The sequence below is a fragment of the Achromobacter sp. Root83 genome, assembly GCF_001428845.1.
In the GTDB taxonomy this organism is placed as follows: domain Bacteria; phylum Pseudomonadota; class Gammaproteobacteria; order Burkholderiales; family Burkholderiaceae_B; genus Achromobacter.
Window position 1 is genome coordinate 183,153 of record NZ_LMIU01000022.1, and the last position, 16,134, is coordinate 199,286.

The window sequence follows — 16,134 nt, forward strand, 5'->3', positions numbered from 1 at the left end:
ACACGCCTCGCGCGCGCTCAGAACGGCACCATCACCTTCAGCGCCGCGCTGTGGCTGCTTACGTGCTCCGAGAACTGGCCTTCGTACTGCAGACGGAAATCAACGCCGCCCGCCTTCATCACCTCCAGCCCCGCGCCCACCTTGCCGACCACGTCGTCGACAGGCAGCGAAGTGTCGAAGGCGCCCGTGCCCTGCGGCGCGCCGCGCAGGCGCGCGCGGGAAGTCCAATCGTCCTGCGACAGGAAGGACCCGCCCACATACAGGAACGGACGCAGCATCGCGCCGTTGTCGAGTTCGGCCCGGCCGCCGATCTCGATCATGGGCGACAGGCCCACGACGAACTGATCGCTGCCGTCGACCGACAGCGCCAGCGGGTTGTCGCCCGACTCCGTGTAGGCGGGCATGCGGCTGTAGCTGAAATCCAGATCCACATAGGGCTTCACGTACGTATTGCCGTGCGCGAAGGGACGCGCGGCGCGCAGGCGCGCATTGAACCCGTACACGTCGGGCCGGCTGGACACGGTTTCCTGATAGCCGGCGATGTCGATGCCGCGGTCCATCCGATAGCCGCCATAGCCGCCGCCCAAGGCCGCGGAGAACACCCACTGTCCCGCTTCCCGCTTCAGCACCACGCCGGCGTAGCCGCTGTCGCCATTGCCGTTGACGCTGCCGTCGCTGGCGCGCACGTGGCTGTTCTGGTACGCCATGGAGCCGCCAAGAAACCAGCCGGGGCTGACCTCGCGCTGGCCGCCGAACTGATAGGTGACGGTGTCGTAGTTGAATCCCGAGGTGCCTGCGCTGCCGTCCTGGCTGGTGGCGCGCCCGCTCACCTGCCCCCAGAAGCAATTCTGTTCGCCCGTCATCGCATCCGCGCCGGTGAAGGTGGGACACGACATCATGGCGCCAGTGAACTGCCCCAGGTTGGCGGCGGACTGCACCGCCGGCGCGAGCGTCACGCCCGGCGACAGGTTGGCGACGCTGTCGCGGTAGGCGCCCGCGCCCTGGCGCGAGGCCAGGTCCAACTGCGCGAAGAGCGGCGCCAGCGCGGAATTTCCGCCCGCGTCCCAGATGCGCTGCAAGTGCCGGGCGACCTGGCTCTGGTTCTGCTTCAAGCTCATCGAAGCCGCATTGAAATCGGCGGCCTCGACGCGGATACGGGTTTCCGGCCCGACCTGGCGCGTTTCGTAGTCGAAGACCGGGCTGTCCACCGCGGTAAGCACGCCCTGCAAGCTTCCCTGCACCGTCACCACGGACAGTTCACGGTTAGGCAGCAGCGCTTGCGGCAGCACGTCCATGCCTCCCGCCAGATCGGCGTCGCCCTGCACGATCATCTGCGAAGACCGCAGCTTGTCGAAATCCACATCGGCGCGCAACACGCCGCTGGCGGACTGGGTCAGGCCGCCGCTGACCGTCAACGTCTGGAACTGGCCGGGCCTGCCGATCACGATCAGCCCGTCGTTGCGGACGTCGGCGTTATAGGCGACGGCGTCGGTGGCCACGGCGCCCGCCTGGTTGTGCAGGGCGCAGGCATTGCCGCCATCGGCGTTGGTGCACAGGACGCTGCCGGACAGCGTGCCGTAGTTATCGATGTTCAGCACGGCACCCGACGCGGCATTGCCTTTGCCGTCGTAGCGCACCGCCACGCCCGATAGCGCCCCTAGCGAGCCGCCCGCATTCACGGTCAATTGGTTATCCTCGCCCGAGGCTATCCACACCCCGCTGCCCGTTCCCGAGCCGCCCAGCACGTCGCCGTTGACGACGACGGCGACCCGGTCCTTGTAGATGCCGCTGTCGCTTTGCGCGAATATGCCCGCCGATCCCGCGCCCGTGGCCTGCAAGGTGCCCGACTGCTGGACGTCGACATCGCCCGCGCTGCCGCCCTCCCCGGTGGATCCCGCGAATCCGCCCTGCGGGCCGCCGGCCAGCCCGCCGCCACCGCCGATCGACTGCGCCACGATGCCGTGCGCGTTGGCGCCGCTTGTCGCCAGGTTGCCGTTGAAGGCCACATTGACGTCATTGCCTCCGCCGCCATTGGAGTTGGCCGTGATCGACTGCCTGGCAAACCCCGCCGGATTGAACTGGATGGCTTGGGACACGTCGCCCACGATGCCCCCGCCACCGCCGATGGATTGGGCGACGATGCCGTGCGAGCCGGCGCCTCGGGTCGCGATGGTGCCGCTCAGGGCGACCGTCACATCGCTGGCGTTCGCGGCGGAGTAACTGGTCCGCTGGCTGCCCAGTTCGATCGTGCCGATCCCGCTCGCGGTGCCGCTGGTCGCAACGCCCCCGCCAGCGCCGATGGACTGCGCGATGACGCCCATCGCCCTGTCGCCGTAGGTGTTCAGGTTCAGGCCCCCGCCAATAGTGACGGGGCTGCCGTAGCCGCCACCGGTGGTGTTGCCCGCGGTCATGCTGAACTGCTGGCTGCCGGGATTGGCCGCCGCACCGGTGCTGCCCGCCATGGCGATGCCGCCGCCGCCGCCGATCGATTGCGCGACCAGACCGTAGGCGCTATCGCCCTTGGTCTGGATCGAAGCCCAGCTTCCACCAGTGATGGTGATGGCGCCGCCATTGCCCTGCATGCCGCCCAGCCGCATCTGGCCATGTGCCCGCGGCGAACCCGATCCCGCCATGCCGCCGCCGCCGCCGATGGACTGCAGCACGATGCCTGCCGCGCCGTAGCCTTCGGTATTGAACGCGTTGACGCCGTCGTCGTTCAGCCAGGCCGTGATGGCGCCGCCCGATCCGCCGTTGCCGCCGCTGCCCCCGACCGCCAGCGTGACATTGGACAGGGAGACGCTGGAGGACACCGTGGACGCCCCGCCCGCGCCACCGCCGCCGCCGATGGATTGCACCACGGCCGCGTCCGCGTAGTCGCCGTAGGTCTGGGTGGAGGCGCCCAGAATGGCGGGCGCGCTGCTGCTTCCGATGGCGCCGCCGCTCCCACCGGCTCCGCCCGTCCCGCCCACGGCCACGGTGAACTGATAGGTGGTCCCGGAATCGTTCACTGGGGAGAGCGAAGAGGTGGCGCCGCTGTTGCCGCCCACCGCGCCACCCAGCCCCCCGGAGCCGCCGATGCTTTGCGCCAGCAGGCCGTCCGCGTCGGCGCCATAGGTGAAGATGTTGCCGTCGCTGTTCAAATTGATCGCGCCGCCGTTGCCGCCTCCGCCGCCCCCGCGGCCGACGGAGACCGAGCCGCGGAAGTCCGTGGTGCTGTCCTCTTCGGTAGCGCTTACCTCCAGGCCGACCTGGCCGCCCTGCGATGCCCCGCCGCCGCCGCCGATGGACTGCAACAGCGCGGCGCGCGCGCCGTCGCCACGCGTGGTCACCGAGCTGCCCGGGTCTATCGTCAGGCTGGCGGTGCCGCCGTTGCCGCCCGAGTTGCCGCTGCCGCCCAAGGCGATCGTGATCGACACATTGGCGTCGGTATTGATGCTGCGCCCCGTGGCCGATCCCACGCCGCCCGCGCCGCCGCCCCCGCCCACGCTCTGCACCAGAATCGCATTGGCGGAATCGCCCGAGGTGACGATGCTGCTGCCCTGCATGACCACCGACGCCGTGCCGCCCGTGTTGCCCGCGCCGCCGCTGCCGCCCAGCGACGACTGCAGCGATCCGCCGATGGAGTCGCCCGTGCCGATCACCGTGGACGTCGCCGATGCGCTGCCGCCCATGCCGCCGCCGCCGCCGATGGACTGCACGATCACGCCCTGCGCATTGGCGCCGCTTGTCGTGACCCCGGCGTTGGCCAGCGTTGCCGTGGCGGTGGACCCTGCCCCACCCGTCGCGCCCGAGCCGCCCATGGCGAAACTGACCGCGACGCCAAACGAAGCGTCTTCGTCGGGAACCGCGATGGTCAGGGCCTGGGCCACCGACGCGCCGCCGGCCCCGCCTCCGCCGCCCACCGATTGCACGATGACGCCATGCGCATCGCTTGCACCCGTGTTCACGCTGGCGTTGGAAACGTTGGCGGCCGCCACGCCGCCCGCGCCGCCATTGCCGCCCGTGCCGCCTATCGCGACCGCCATGGAGAACCCCACGCCGGCATCGTACGCGGACGCCGCGCCCCCGGTGCCCCCGCCTCCCCCGATGGCTTGCGAAACGATGCCGTAGCCATGATCGCCGCCGGTATAGATCGAGTACCCGCCGAGGCTGGCCGTTGCCTGGCCACCCGCGCCCCCGCCTCCGCCCGTGCCGCCGATCACCGCCACGCCGTTGGCGCTGCCGCCGTCACCGCCGCCGCCGCCAATGGCTTGCGCCAGCATGCCGATGGAAGCCGAGCCATACACGTTCAGGTTGCCGCTCTGCTTGAGGTTCACCGTGCCGCCCGCGACAGCGCTTCCGCCAGCGCCTCCCACTGCAACGAGGCCGGCGCTGGCGCCTGCCGTGCCGCCGCCCCCGCCGATGGCCTGCCCCACGATGCCGTGCGACGATGCGCCAAACGTGGTGATGGCGGTGCGGCTGTCGACGTTGACCGTGCCGCTGGCGCCGCCGTTGCCGGCATCGGCGCCGGCATTGCCGAACATCTCGAAATTGCCGCTGGTGGTGCCGCCGATGCCGCCCATCGACTGCCCCAGGATGCCGATCGAATAATCCCCCTGGGTTTTGATCGAACCGCCGGCGGCGCCCGTCGAGGCATCGCCGGTCGTCACACTGATCGTGCCGCCGGCGCCGCCCACGCCTGCGTTTTCCGCCTTGAAATCGACCAGGCCGCTGCTGCTCTCCAAGCCGCCGCCCCCGCCACCGGCGCTGCGCGCGACGATGCCATGGGATTGCGTGCCGTAGGTGGAAATGCTGGCGCTGCCGCTCATGCCGACGACGACGGTGCCGCCGTTACCGCCGTTGGCGCCGTTACTGGTTTCGCGCCCGGGGCCGCCGTCGCCGCCTTGGCTGATCACGTTCACGCCTGGCAGGTAGTAGCCGCTGGTGGTGATCGACGAGCCATCGTTCAGCGTGACGGTCGCCGAAGACAGGGCCGAGCCCCCGACGCCGCCTATCTCGTTGGTGGTGTTGCTCATGGTCATGGGCCCGCCGCCGCCTACGCCGCCCAGGCCCACCATCACGATGCCGCCGGACAGGGATGCCAGAGTCGTCGGTTCGGGCACGGAATTGCTGGTGACCGAGATCTGCCCGTTGTTGACGGCCGCCATGGTGCCGAACCCGCCGCCCGGGCCGCCGTTATCGCTGCCGTCGCTGGACGCGAATCCAGCGTTGCCCTGGCTGGTGACGTACAGCCCGCGCACGCCGTTGGTCAGGAGATTGCTGGTGGCGCCGCCGGGCACATCGACATTGACCTGCACCTTCCCGCTGTTCGTGATGATCGTGGTGCCTGACGGGTTCCCGCCGCCGCCCGTGCCGCCATAGCCGTTGTCCTTGCCGCCCGCGCCCGCGAGCGATTCCGCGCCGATGCCCCAGGCGTAGCGGCCCGCGCTGCCCGACGACACCGTGACCGAGCCGGTATTGGTGATATTGACGATATCGCTGTTGCCGCCATTGCCGCCCACTTGGTCGCTGCCCACGGCGCTCATCTGGTCGCCGCCGGTTCCGCCTATGCTGGCCCCATAGATGCCCACGCCGCCATAGGGCAGCTTTTGCACCACGACCTGTCCGGTGTTGCTGATGGTGACCGCCGAACCATTGCCGCCGCTGCCGCCGCTGCCGCCGCCAAAGTTGTCGGGCGGCGTGCCGCCCTTGCCGCCCACCGATGCGCCGTAGATGCCGAACTGCGCGCTGTAGTCGTCCCAGACGCCCGGCGCGGACCCTTGCGCGCTCTCCACGGGAGAGCCGTTGCTCTCTACCGACTCGTTGTTGGTGATGGTGATCGCGCCGCCCCAGCCGCCGAAGGTGCCGCTGTCCTTGCCGTCGGGCGAACCCGTGCCGCCCTTCAGGCGCACCAGCAGCGCCGCCTGCTGGGGGTTGGGGCCCAGATAGCCGTTGTTGACCACGATGTAGTTGCCGCCATAGCCGCCGTTGTTGGTGCCGGTGCCCGTGCCGCCGGTGTAATCGACGGTCAGGTTGCCGCTATCGGTAGCGCCAACGGTGCACGTCGTCGCGGAAGAAGAAGAGTTCGCCTGCGGACAGTTGATGTCGGCGTACGCCGGCTGCGCCAGCATCAAGCCAACAGCCGTGGCCGACAGCGACGAAAACCGTCCAAGATGGGGTCCGGTGGCTCGCAGGCTCTGGCCCAGCAGGGTCGCCACGCCCTTGCGGACGGGCGGGTTGGCAGTCGGCTTCTTCATCTCTCATCCTTTGCGGGCAACGGGTTCCACTTGGAACCGAAGACGTATCGATTTTTATCGTTGCCAGAAAGAGAGACTGCTTTTTTTCGACGAAACGTCGATTTATCTCGGCGGAACGGCTTGCCGCGCGTGTCCGTGGGCGGTCGAGCCCAGTTTTGAACAGAAATGTTTCATCATTCGCCGCGATCGGCGTAACGAATCAAGTCCGATCGCCTTTGCGAGGGCGGCCGCCATCAGGCCCTGCAGAACGTGATCTGGAAACTGCCCGGCAGTTCAAAGGCCACGTGGTGCCGCACCTGCGGCTCGATCAGCACCTGCTGACCCGCCGTCAGCACGGCCTCGCCGCCGGGCGCATCGTCCAGCGTGAAGCGCAGCACGCCTGCGTGGACCTTGAGCAGGCCCCAGGTGCCGGCCTTGGTGGAATGGGCCGCCTTCAACGCATCCGGCAGGTTCTCCGGCGTGAATACCGGGCTGTCCTTGTAGGGCCGCACGCCTTCGGGCAAGGTGCCGGGCAAACTGGGAATGGCGGCGCGCTGCTGCCACACGCTCCACAGCTTGGCGGCGATGCGTTCGGCCATGGCGTCCACCTGCGTCTGCAAGGCCGGGCACCCCAGCTCCGCCGATGTGCCGTGAAACAGCGCGAGCCAGCGCTGGAACAAGGGCCAGGACAAGTCGGGAATCCGCGCATGCGCGGGAATCGGCGCGCCCTTGAAGCGGCGCGTGCCCAGCACCAGCGACGACCAGAAGTCGCACAGCATCTCCAGATGGCGGTCCCAATCCGCCACCCGCGCATTGAAGATCGGACCCAGCACCTCGTCCTGGCGCACCTTGGCATAGAAGCGGTGGACCAGCCGGTGGATGTCGTCTTCGGTATAGGGGGCTGCCGTTGGGGCGGGAGGTTCGGCAGGGGCGGGAGGGAACATGCGGGGCTCGGGCGGAGGGATCGGCCGTCCATTCTCCGGCCCCGCGGCCCGGACGCCCATGACGCAAGTCATTGGCGCGCCGCGGCCGGGGCGCCAGGCCGCCTGCACCGGACCCCTGCCCGTGCGCGCGTGCCCGTGCGCCGTGCCCCGTGCCCCCGCCCGCGTTCACGTTTCAGAACGGCCGGCGCGCCGTCATGGTCAAGCTGCCCAGATGCGCCAGGTCATGCAGCACCCACTGGCAGCGCTTGCCGCTGATGTAGCCCTGGGCCTGCCAGTCGTTGAGCAGCCGGCTCAGCGTTTCGGCGCGGATGCCCAGATGCGCGGCAAGCTGGCGCTGGTTCAGCGGCAGCGTCAGCGCGCTGCCCTGTTGCTCCTGCAGCCCCATCAGGTAATTGGCCAGCCGCTCGGCGGCGGAACTGGAGGTCATCCAGTCGACCCGGTTCACCTGGTCATAGACGGCCTTGCTCAATCCCGCCAGCAGCTTGAGCGCCAGGTCGGGCCAGCGCCGGCAGGCCTCGTGCAGCCGGTGGCGGCACAGGCGCCAGCATTGCAGGTCGCCGCGGGCCCGCGCCTGCATGGGATAGCGGCCATGCGGCATGAACATCGCCGCCTCCGCCATCAACTGGCCAGGTTCGAACACCCGGAAGACGCGCTCGTCGCCGTTGTAGCTGTAGCGCATCACCTCCGCCTGTCCGCGTTCGATCAGCAGATAGTGGCGCGCCTCGTCGCCTTCCCCGAACAGGATCTGCCCTGCCGTCGCATGCAGCGAGCTGGCGTCGCGCAGCAGATCGGCGGCCACGCCCGCCGGCAGTCCGCTCAACAGCGGATGCTTCGCGAGCAGCGCGGCGGCGGCGGCTGGCGGCTCGGGCGGATTGATATTTGTCATTCTGGGCCTTCGGACATGAGTGGGAGAATAAAACGATAATAATTCGTATTTAGAAAATGAACGACACTCTGCACACCCGCCGCCGCCTTTGCGCGGCAGCACTGGGCGCCGCGCTGCTGCCGCGCCTGCCCGCCGCCCGGGCCGCGACACCCCGGCGCCACGCGCAATTGACACTCGCCGGACCGGGGGCCGTGGTCAGCTATCCGCTGATGCACATGGCCGCCAAGGGCGCGCTGTCGGACTACACCGACACGCTGCGGTTCCGCCTCTGGCAAACGCCGGACCAGCTGCGCACGCTGCTGGTGAACCGGGATATCGACTTCAGCGCGGCGCCCAGCACCCTGCCCGCCCTGCTGCACAACCGAGGCATGCCGGTGCGCCTGCTGAACATCTCGGTGTGGGGCATTCTTTGGCTGGTCAGCCGCGACCCGGCGGTAAAGACCTTCGCCGACCTGGCGGGCCGCGAACTGGTGGTGCCCTTCCAGCGCGACCTGCCCGCCGTCCTGCTGGACACGTTGCTGGAGGCCCAGACCGCTCGTGGACTGGCCCCCGTCGCCCTGAGGCGCACCCGCGACGCCCAGGACGCGATCGCCCTGGTGCTCAACGGCCAGGCCGAACACGTGCTGCTGGTGGAGCCCATGGCGTCGCTGCTGCTGTGGCGCGCGTCGCAGCCCGGCGGCTTGCCGCTGTACCGGGCGCAAAGCCTGGAGCAGGCCTGGCGCGGCGGCTTTCCCGAGCAGCCCTCGTTGCCGCAGGCCGGCGTCATGGCCGCGGCCGGCGTGGCGGACGACGCCGGCCTGTGCCTCGCGGTGGACCGGGCCTATACGGAATCGGCGCGCTGGTGCGCCGCCAACCCCGCGGCCTGCGCGGCCCTGGTGCGCGAGCACCTGCCGCATCTGCCCGCCGCCGCCGTCGAGACCGCGATCCGCAGCACCCGGCTGGAAAGCCGCAGCGCCCGCGACGTCCGGCCCGAACTGGAATCGCTATACCGGCTGCTGGCCAGCCGCTATCCCCAGGCCATCGGCGGCGATCTGCCGCCAGTGGGCTTCTACGGGCCATGAGCGCGCCAGTCAGCGGGCGCGGCCCCGCACGCACCTCGCGCGGCTGGAGCGCGGCCGGCGTCCTGCTGTTGCTGCTTGCGTGGCACCTGACCGCCCGCCAGCTCGGCCCCCTGCTGATGGCCACCCCCTGGGACGCGCTGCGGGCGATCGGCCCGCTGGTGCGCAGCGAGCAGTTCTTCGCCAACGCGGGCATCAGCCTGATGCGTATTGGCGTCGGCGTGCTGGCCGGCGCGTCCATCGGTTTCACGCTGGGCGTGCTGGCGGGCCACAGCGCACGCCTGCGCGGCTTGATCGAACCCGTGCGCTGGCTGCTGATGGCGATGCCGCCGGTGGTGATGGTGGTGCTGGCCATGCTGTGGTTCGGCCTGGGATCCCCGATGGTCATCTTCATCACCACGCTGATGATGGCGCCGGGCATGTACGTCAACACCGTCAAGGGCATGCTGCACGTGGACCGGCAACTGGTGGAGATGACGCATGTGTACCGCTACGGCGCGTGGCTGCGGCTGCGCCATCTGTACCTGCCCGCATTGAGCGCACCCCTGCTGGCGGCCTTGCTGATCGCCATGTGCGGCGGCGTGCGGCTGGTCGTCATGGCCGAGGTCCTGGGCGCGGAAAACGGCGTGGGCTACGCCCTGGCCAATGCCCGCAGCACCTTCGACACCGCCGAGCTGTTCGCCTGGGTGCTGCTGATCTTTGGCCTGGTCGCCGTGCTGGAGTTCGCGCTGCTGCAGCCGCTGCAGCGGCGCCTGGGCCGCTGGATGGAGCCCAGCAATGCTTGAGATGCAAACGCTATCCCTGAGCTACGGCGCCCAGACCGTGCTGGAACACGTCGACCTGCGCCTGGCGCCGGGCGAACGGCTGGGCCTGCTGGGCCCCAGCGGCGCGGGCAAGAGCTCGCTGCTGCGTTTGGCCGCGGGCCTGCTGCGGCCCAGCGGGGGCACGCTGCGCAACACATTCCGGCACCCGGTGCTGGTGTTCCAGGAACCCCGGCTGCTGCCTTGGCGCAACGCGCTCGACAACGTGGCCCTGCCCTTGCGCGCCGCCGGCCATCGCGCCGACGACGCACGCGTCATCGCGGGCGGCTGGCTGACCCGCGTGGGCCTGGACGGGGCGGGACAAGCCTGGCCGGCCGAGCTGTCTGGCGGCATGGCCCAGCGCGTCTCGCTGGCGCGCGCGCTGGCCCTGGAGCCCGATCTGCTGCTGCTGGACGAACCCTTCAGCGCGCTCGACCCCGCCCTGCGCCATCAGCTTTCCGCCTGCTGCCGCGAAGAGCTGGCCCGGCGCGGCGCCGCCTTGCTCTGCATCAGCCACGACCCGCAGGAACTGCTGGGCCTGGTGGACCGCTGCGTCGTGGTCGACCAGGGCCGCGTCACGCCTGTTCCGCTGAGCGGCCCGCGGGGCAGCCCGCAACGCGCGGCCGACGCGGTGCGCCTGCGCGCCTTACTGCTTGCCACGAGGAATCAACCATGACGTATCCCCTGCTTGTCACCGTGCATCTGATGGCCGCGCTGGTCTTCATCGGCACGGTCACTTTCGAAGTGCTGTTCCTGGAGCCGGTGCAAAAACGCCTGCCCGCCGAGGTCCGCAAGGCGCTATCTCGCGAGCTGGCGCCGCGCGTCCGCGCGGTCATGCCGTGGGTGCTGCTGGTGCTCTATAGCGCCGGACTGGGCATGGCCTGGCACTACCGCGCCGCGCTCGCCAGCCCCGGCAGCTCGGCGTTCGGCACCCTGCTGCTGATCAAGATCACCCTGGCGGCCAGCGTGCTTCTGCACGTCATCACCGCCATGACGCTGGCGCGCCGCAAGCGCCTGCACGCCGCCCTGCGCGGACGGGTTCACCTGAGCGTGTTCTGTCACATGGTCGGCATCGTATTGCTGGCCAAAGCCCTGTTCCATTTCTCCTGGTAACGCCCAAGGCCGGCTCCTTTCAATGCGAGCCGGCCCAAGACCGCTCTTCGTGGAATCCTTTCGATGTCGACCCCTGTCCTGCGCAAACTTGCGTCCAGTCTTACTCTCAGCGCCCTCGGGCTGTCCGTGGCCCTTGCCCAGGACGCGCCCTCGCTGGCGCCCGTGCTGGTGCACGGGCTGAGCCTCCCGCGCGCCCTCGAACCCAATGTGCAGCGGTCCCAAGCCGAACTGCAGGCCGTGCCCGGCGGCACCAACCTCATCCAGCCGCAGCAGGAAGTGCGCCTGACGACGCTGCGCGATGCGCTCGACTACCAGCCCGGCGTAATCGTGCAGGAATTCTTCGGCGGGCTGGACCAGCCGCGCCTGAACATCCGAGGCTCGGGTATCCAAAGCAATCCGCTTTCCCGGGGCATCCTGCTGATGCAGGACGGCCTGCCTCTCAACGACGCCGACGGCTCGTTCATCATCAGCCTGCTCGAACCGCGCAACACGGGCATCATCACCGTGCGGCGGGGCGCCAACGCCCTGGCCCCTGGCGCCAGCACCCTGGGCGGCGAGGTCGACTTCCAATCCCTCACCGGCACCCAGGGCGACTTCATCCGCCTGGGCGGCGGCAGCTTCGGCACGCGCAACGTAACGCTGGCCAAAGGCTTCGAGGACGACCGCGCGGACGGCCGGTTCAGCTTCGGCTACGACAAGTCCGACGGCTACCGCCACCACTCCGAATCGGAGCGCACCAGCTTCCAGGGCAACGTCGGATTCCGCCGCGGCGCTTTCGAAAACCGCACCTATCTTTCCTATACCGACCTGAAGTTCGACATCCCGCAGCCCATCCCGAAGGCGCGCATGCTCGAGGACCCGCGCAGCGTGCTGGGCGACGGCAAGACACCGCAGGATCTGGCCAACAACGTCTACCTGCGCGACCCGCACCGCGACACCACCCAGTTCCGCCTGGCGAACCGCAGCTTCTGGGGGACCGAAAACCTCAACCAGACCGCCGGCGTCTACTGGCAACACACGAAGGACGACTTCACCAACCCGCAAGTCGCCAACCTGACGGACGGCGACACCTACGGCCTGCTGTGGCAACTGGCCGGCAAGCTGGGCACGGTGAACTACCGGGTGGCGCTGGACTGGCAGCGCAGCGACATGGACCGCGATCTGGTGGCGATCCGCCCGGCCGACGGCCAGCGGCTGCAGCGCTTCGGCGCCTACGACCTGCGCGCCGAGAACCGCAGCGCCATGGTCGGGCTGGACTGGCACCTGACGCCGCAGTTCAGCGTGGTCGGCGACCTGAAGTACACCGAGGCGGTGCGCGACGCGCACGAACAGAACAGCGGCAAGACGCTGGATCAGGACTGGCGCTACGCCACGCCGAAGCTCGGCATCATCTGGCAGCCCGCCGCCTCCCAGCGCTGGTACGCAAACGTCAGCCGCAGCAACGAGGCGCCCACTTTCTGGGAAATCGTGAACGGCGAAGTGTCCGCCCCCATGAATCCCGCCACCGCCAGCACGTCCGTGAGCCAGCTGGACCTGCAGCGCGCCCTTACCTATGAAGTGGGCGGCGACGGCACCTTCACCGTGGCCGGGCGCGACCAGCAGTGGAGCGTGTCGCTGTACCGCAGCAAGGTCGACGACGAGCTGATGTCCGTCACCAACGAAAACGGCACGCCCGCCGGCACCTACAACTACAACGGCCGCACGCGCCATCAAGGCATCGAGGCCGGGCTCTCCGGCACGCTGCCCTCGCCCGGCGCCGGCATGTTCGACTACCGCATCGCCTACACGCTCAGCGACTTCCGTTTCCGCAATGGCCAATACGAAGGCAACCGCATCGCCGGCGTGCCGCGCCACCTGCTCAGCGCCGAACTGATGTACCGCATCGGCGGACTGCGCCTGGGTCCGAACCTGCGCTGGCTGATGAGCGACACCGAAACCAACCATGCCAACGCGCCGGGCACCCAGCAGGAGGCCTACGCGCTGCTCGGCTTCAAGATCGCCTACGAGTATGACGCGCACTGGAGCGGCTATGTGACGGCCGACAACCTCACCGACAAGACCTACGCCAGCAGCTACGCCATCCGCAACACCGCCACCCCCGCCATGCCCATCTTCCTGCCGGGAAATGGCCGGGCGTTCAGCGCCGGGCTGGCTTACAAGTTCTGACCATGGCGCGGGCAGACCCAGAAGCGGTCTGCCCGTTCCCGAAAATGTGGCATGAATCGCCGTGCCACTGCCCCCATAAACTCCACGTTCAGTCGCGGCCGGCGTATCGGCCGGGACGTTCATTCGCGTGGAGTCAATCATGAGCACATCGCCGGCAGGGCTTCGACCCGCCGATTTCCTGTCGCCCGCCGTCGCGGCGATGATTTCGGTGCTGGTCAATTACGGCGGGACCTTCGTGCTGGTGTTCCAGGCCGCCGCGCTTGCCGGACTGACGCCCGCGCAGACGGCCTCCTGGGTGTGGTCGGTGTCCGTGGGCGTCGGCCTGACCGGCGCCTGGCTCAGCTATCGCTACAAAGCGCCCATCATCACGGCCTGGTCGACGCCGGGAGCCGCGTTTCTGGCCACCGTCATGCCGTTCACTCCGTATCCCGAGGTCATCGGCGCGTATATCCTGTCGGCGCTCGGCTTCGTCATCCTGGGCCTGTCCGGCGCCTTCGACAAGCTGGTTCGCATGATCCCTGGCGGCATTGCCGCCGGCATGCTGGCGGGCATTCTGCTGCAGTTCGGGGTCAATGCCTTCGGCGGCGCCAGCGCCGATCCGCTGCTGGTGATCGTGCTGGTGCTCTCGTACGCGCTGCTCAGGCGGTTCACCTCAAGGTTCGCCGTGGTCGGCATTCTGGTCATCGGCCTGGCGCTGCTGATCGCGCAGGACCGGATCGACTTCTCCGCCATCCAGCTCACCCTGGCCACGCCGGTTTTCGAAATGCCCCGGTTCTCCCTGAATGCCGCGCTGGGCGTCGCCCTGCCGCTCTTCATCATCACCCTGACGGGCCAGTACATGCCGGGCATGCTGGTATTGCGCCACGATGGCTTCAAGACCAGCGCGAACCCCATCCTGGCCGTCACCGGCCTGGGTTCGCTGATCATGGCCCCATTCGGCGCGCACGCGTTCAACGTGGCGGCGATCACGGCGGCCATCTGCACCGGCAGGGACGCGCACGAAGATCCGCGCAAGCGCTACCTCGCGGGCCTGGCCTGCGGCCTGTTCTATGTCCTGGTCGGAACATTCGGCGTCACGCTGGCCGCGCTGTTCATGGTGCTGCCCAAGGCATTCATCACCACGCTCGCGGGCCTTGCCCTGCTGGGCGCCATCGGCGGCAGCCTGTCCAATGCCATGGCCGACGCCCGCACCCGGGAAACCGCGCTCATTACCTTCCTGGCCACCGCCGCGAACGTCACCTTGCTTGGCGTGGGCGGCGCGTTCTGGGGACTGGCCGCGGGTCTGACCGCGCACCTGCTGATCCATGGCGGCCACCGCACGTTGATCGGCGGCCCCGCCAAGCCCTAGCGGCCCCCCGCCCGCGCCGGCCGCGTCGCTGGCCGAAGCCCGTCAGCGCGTTCTCAGGGCAGCGCCCAGGCGCAGCACGGCGGCTTCTATCTCGTGGCCCGCCAAGGACGCATAGCCCAGCAGCCAGCCCTGCATCCGGTCCGTGCCGGCGTACAGCCGGCTGATCCCGGGCAACAGCACACCGGCCGCCGCGGCCCGCCGGATGGTCTGTTCCTCGGTCCATCCGCGCTCCAGCAGGCACGGCACCTGAAGGCCGCCCGCCGGCCTGACCGCGGTGGCGATGCCGGCAAGATGCCTGCCTATCGAATCCAGCATGGTTTCCCTGCGCGACGCGTACAGCTTGCGCATCGCGCGCACATGGGCGTTGTAGTGGCCGTCGTCCATGAAGCGGGCCAGCGTAAGCTGCGCAATTTGCGGCGTGTGCCCGTCCATGACGCTGCGCGCGCGGGAAAACGCGCCAACCAGTTCAGGCGGCAGAACCAGGTATCCCATCCGCAGGCCCGGGTGCAGCGTCTTGCTGAAGGTGCCGACATACAAGGTTCTTTGGTAGCAGTCCACGCCCTGCACGCACGCCGTCGGCAGTCCGTCGTAGTGGAACTCGCTGTCGTAGTCGTCCTCGATGATCCAGCCGCCGTTGCCGCCGGCCCAGCGCGTCAATTCCAGCCTGCGTGCCAGCGACAACGTCGCGCCGGTGGGGTACTGATGCGAAGGCGTCACGTAGACGCAGTTGGCGCCGCTGCGATCGGCCCGCAGCAGGTCCGTGCGTATCCCTTGCGCGTCCACGTCGATCGGCACGACACGGGCCTCGGCGGCTTCGAACGCCTTCCTGGCGCCAAAGTAGCCGGGGTTCTCCATCAGGATGGGCTTGCCGGCGTCCACCAGCAATTGCGCGCACAGGAACAGCGCTTGCCGGGCGCTGCTCAGCACCAGCACCTGTCCCGCCGACACCACGGCGCCGCGCTCAAGATTCAGGTGGGCGGCAATCGCCTTGCGCAGCGGCTCGGCGCCCTGCGGGTCGCCATGCAGCAGCACGTTGGCGCGATGGTCCTTCATCACCTGGCGTTGCAGCCGTTCCCAGACGTCGGTCGGGAAGGTCCGGGTTTCGGGCAGGCCGGTGGCGAACGCCTTGACCGTCTGCTGGTCGGCAACGCCGCCGCTGCCGAAGATCGTCCGGCCGCGCCGGCTCAGGCCCGTTCCCGGCTCCGCGGCCGCGCGGCGCGCATCGCCGGGCCTGGTCCCGCGTCCGGCGCCCCGCAACTGGGCGCCCACCGCGTCGGACACGTAGCTGCCCGAGCCCTCGCGCCGGACGATGTAGCCATCGCGGTGCAACTGTACGTAGGCATTCTCGACGGTGTCGCGGGCCACGCCCAACGAGAGCGCCAGGCCGCGCGTGGCGGGCAGTCTGACGCCCGGGCCCAGCGCCCCGCCCAGGATCAGGGCGCGCAGCGCGCGCTGTATGCGCTGATGCAGGTCCAGTTGCTGGAACTCGGCATCGCCCATCCGCATCTTCAGCGTTTCAAGTTCGAATGTTCTTGCCATCTTTCTGTCCGGCCCTGGTGAATCGGCTTGCAGAAGCAGGTGCCGGAAATAATCAATAAATGCGG

The 16,134-nt window shown here is 69.1% G+C and carries 10 protein-coding genes; 6 read left to right on the forward strand and 4 right to left on the reverse strand.

The window, feature by feature from the left end:
* Positions 1–17: 17 nt before the first annotated feature.
* The 3 genes from ASE30_RS16620 to ASE30_RS16630 all read right to left on the reverse strand — a co-directional run bounded on the left by ASE30_RS16620 (position 18) and on the right by ASE30_RS16630 (position 8,045).
* Positions 18–6,236 (reverse strand): autotransporter outer membrane beta-barrel domain-containing protein, encoded by a 6,219-nt coding sequence (locus tag ASE30_RS16620; protein WP_057285387.1) that lies wholly within the window; start codon positions 6,234–6,236, stop codon positions 18–20.
* Between the two features lie 233 nt (positions 6,237–6,469).
* Positions 6,470–7,159, reverse strand: a complete 690-nt coding sequence (locus ASE30_RS16625; RefSeq protein WP_057285388.1) for a DUF1971 domain-containing protein — start codon at positions 7,157–7,159, stop codon at positions 6,470–6,472.
* Between the two features lie 172 nt (positions 7,160–7,331).
* Positions 7,332–8,045 carry a Crp/Fnr family transcriptional regulator gene (locus ASE30_RS16630; protein WP_057285389.1) on the reverse strand — a complete coding sequence of 238 codons (714 nt, stop codon included), beginning with the start codon at positions 8,043–8,045 and terminating at the stop codon, positions 7,332–7,334.
* 56 nt (positions 8,046–8,101) lie between these two features.
* On the opposite strand from ASE30_RS16630, the gene ASE30_RS16635 reads away from it, so the two are divergent.
* The 6 genes from ASE30_RS16635 (at position 8,102) to ASE30_RS16660 (ending at position 14,530) form a co-directional block, all read left to right on the forward strand.
* Positions 8,102–9,106 (forward strand): hypothetical protein, encoded by a 1,005-nt coding sequence (locus ASE30_RS16635; RefSeq protein WP_057285390.1) that lies wholly within the window; start codon positions 8,102–8,104, stop codon positions 9,104–9,106.
* Entirely contained in the window at positions 9,103–9,888 is a 786-nt protein-coding gene (locus tag ASE30_RS16640; RefSeq protein ID WP_057285391.1) for an ABC transporter permease, read from the forward strand. The genes ASE30_RS16635 and ASE30_RS16640 overlap by 4 nt, the downstream gene beginning before the upstream one ends.
* The gene (locus ASE30_RS16645; protein WP_057285392.1) at positions 9,881–10,579 is read left to right on the forward strand and encodes an ATP-binding cassette domain-containing protein; all 699 of its coding nucleotides are present in this window, start codon (positions 9,881–9,883) and stop codon (positions 10,577–10,579) included. Before ASE30_RS16640 ends, ASE30_RS16645 begins: the two co-directional genes overlap by 8 nt.
* Positions 10,576–11,016 carry a CopD family copper resistance protein gene (locus tag ASE30_RS16650; protein ID WP_057285393.1) on the forward strand — a complete coding sequence of 147 codons (441 nt, stop codon included), beginning with the start codon at positions 10,576–10,578 and terminating at the stop codon, positions 11,014–11,016. The genes ASE30_RS16645 and ASE30_RS16650 overlap by 4 nt, the downstream gene beginning before the upstream one ends.
* Before the next feature lie 63 nt (positions 11,017–11,079).
* Positions 11,080–13,182, forward strand: coding sequence for a TonB-dependent receptor domain-containing protein (locus tag ASE30_RS16655; protein ID WP_082601612.1), 2,103 nt, complete (start codon positions 11,080–11,082; stop codon positions 13,180–13,182).
* Between the two features lie 139 nt (positions 13,183–13,321).
* Positions 13,322–14,530, forward strand: coding sequence for a benzoate/H(+) symporter BenE family transporter (locus tag ASE30_RS16660; protein ID WP_057285395.1), 1,209 nt, complete (start codon positions 13,322–13,324; stop codon positions 14,528–14,530).
* Positions 14,531–14,572: 42 nt separating this feature from the next.
* Here ASE30_RS16660 and ASE30_RS16665 read toward each other — a convergent pair whose 3' ends face one another.
* Positions 14,573–16,069 carry a PLP-dependent aminotransferase family protein gene (locus ASE30_RS16665; protein ID WP_057285396.1) on the reverse strand — a complete coding sequence of 499 codons (1,497 nt, stop codon included), beginning with the start codon at positions 16,067–16,069 and terminating at the stop codon, positions 14,573–14,575.
* Between the last annotated feature and the right edge of the window lie 65 nt (positions 16,070–16,134).

What these genes read in the sequence shown, in the direction of transcription:
- ASE30_RS16665 (WP_057285396.1), bottom strand. Translation starts at nt 16,069, where the DNA reads ATGGCAAGAACATTCGAACTTGAAACGCTGAAGATGCGGATGGGCGAT.
- ASE30_RS16645 (WP_057285392.1), top strand. Translation starts at nt 9,881, where the DNA reads ATGCTTGAGATGCAAACGCTATCCCTGAGCTACGGCGCCCAGACCGTG.
- ASE30_RS16640 (WP_057285391.1), top strand. Translation starts at nt 9,103, where the DNA reads ATGAGCGCGCCAGTCAGCGGGCGCGGCCCCGCACGCACCTCGCGCGGC.
- ASE30_RS16655 (WP_082601612.1), top strand. Translation starts at nt 11,080, where the DNA reads ATGTCGACCCCTGTCCTGCGCAAACTTGCGTCCAGTCTTACTCTCAGC.
- ASE30_RS16625 (WP_057285388.1), bottom strand. Translation starts at nt 7,159, where the DNA reads ATGTTCCCTCCCGCCCCTGCCGAACCTCCCGCCCCAACGGCAGCCCCC.
- ASE30_RS16650 (WP_057285393.1), top strand. Translation starts at nt 10,576, where the DNA reads ATGACGTATCCCCTGCTTGTCACCGTGCATCTGATGGCCGCGCTGGTC.
- ASE30_RS16620 (WP_057285387.1), bottom strand. Translation starts at nt 6,236, where the DNA reads ATGAAGAAGCCGACTGCCAACCCGCCCGTCCGCAAGGGCGTGGCGACC.
- ASE30_RS16630 (WP_057285389.1), bottom strand. Translation starts at nt 8,045, where the DNA reads ATGACAAATATCAATCCGCCCGAGCCGCCAGCCGCCGCCGCCGCGCTG.
- ASE30_RS16635 (WP_057285390.1), top strand. Translation starts at nt 8,102, where the DNA reads ATGAACGACACTCTGCACACCCGCCGCCGCCTTTGCGCGGCAGCACTG.
- ASE30_RS16660 (WP_057285395.1), top strand. Translation starts at nt 13,322, where the DNA reads ATGAGCACATCGCCGGCAGGGCTTCGACCCGCCGATTTCCTGTCGCCC.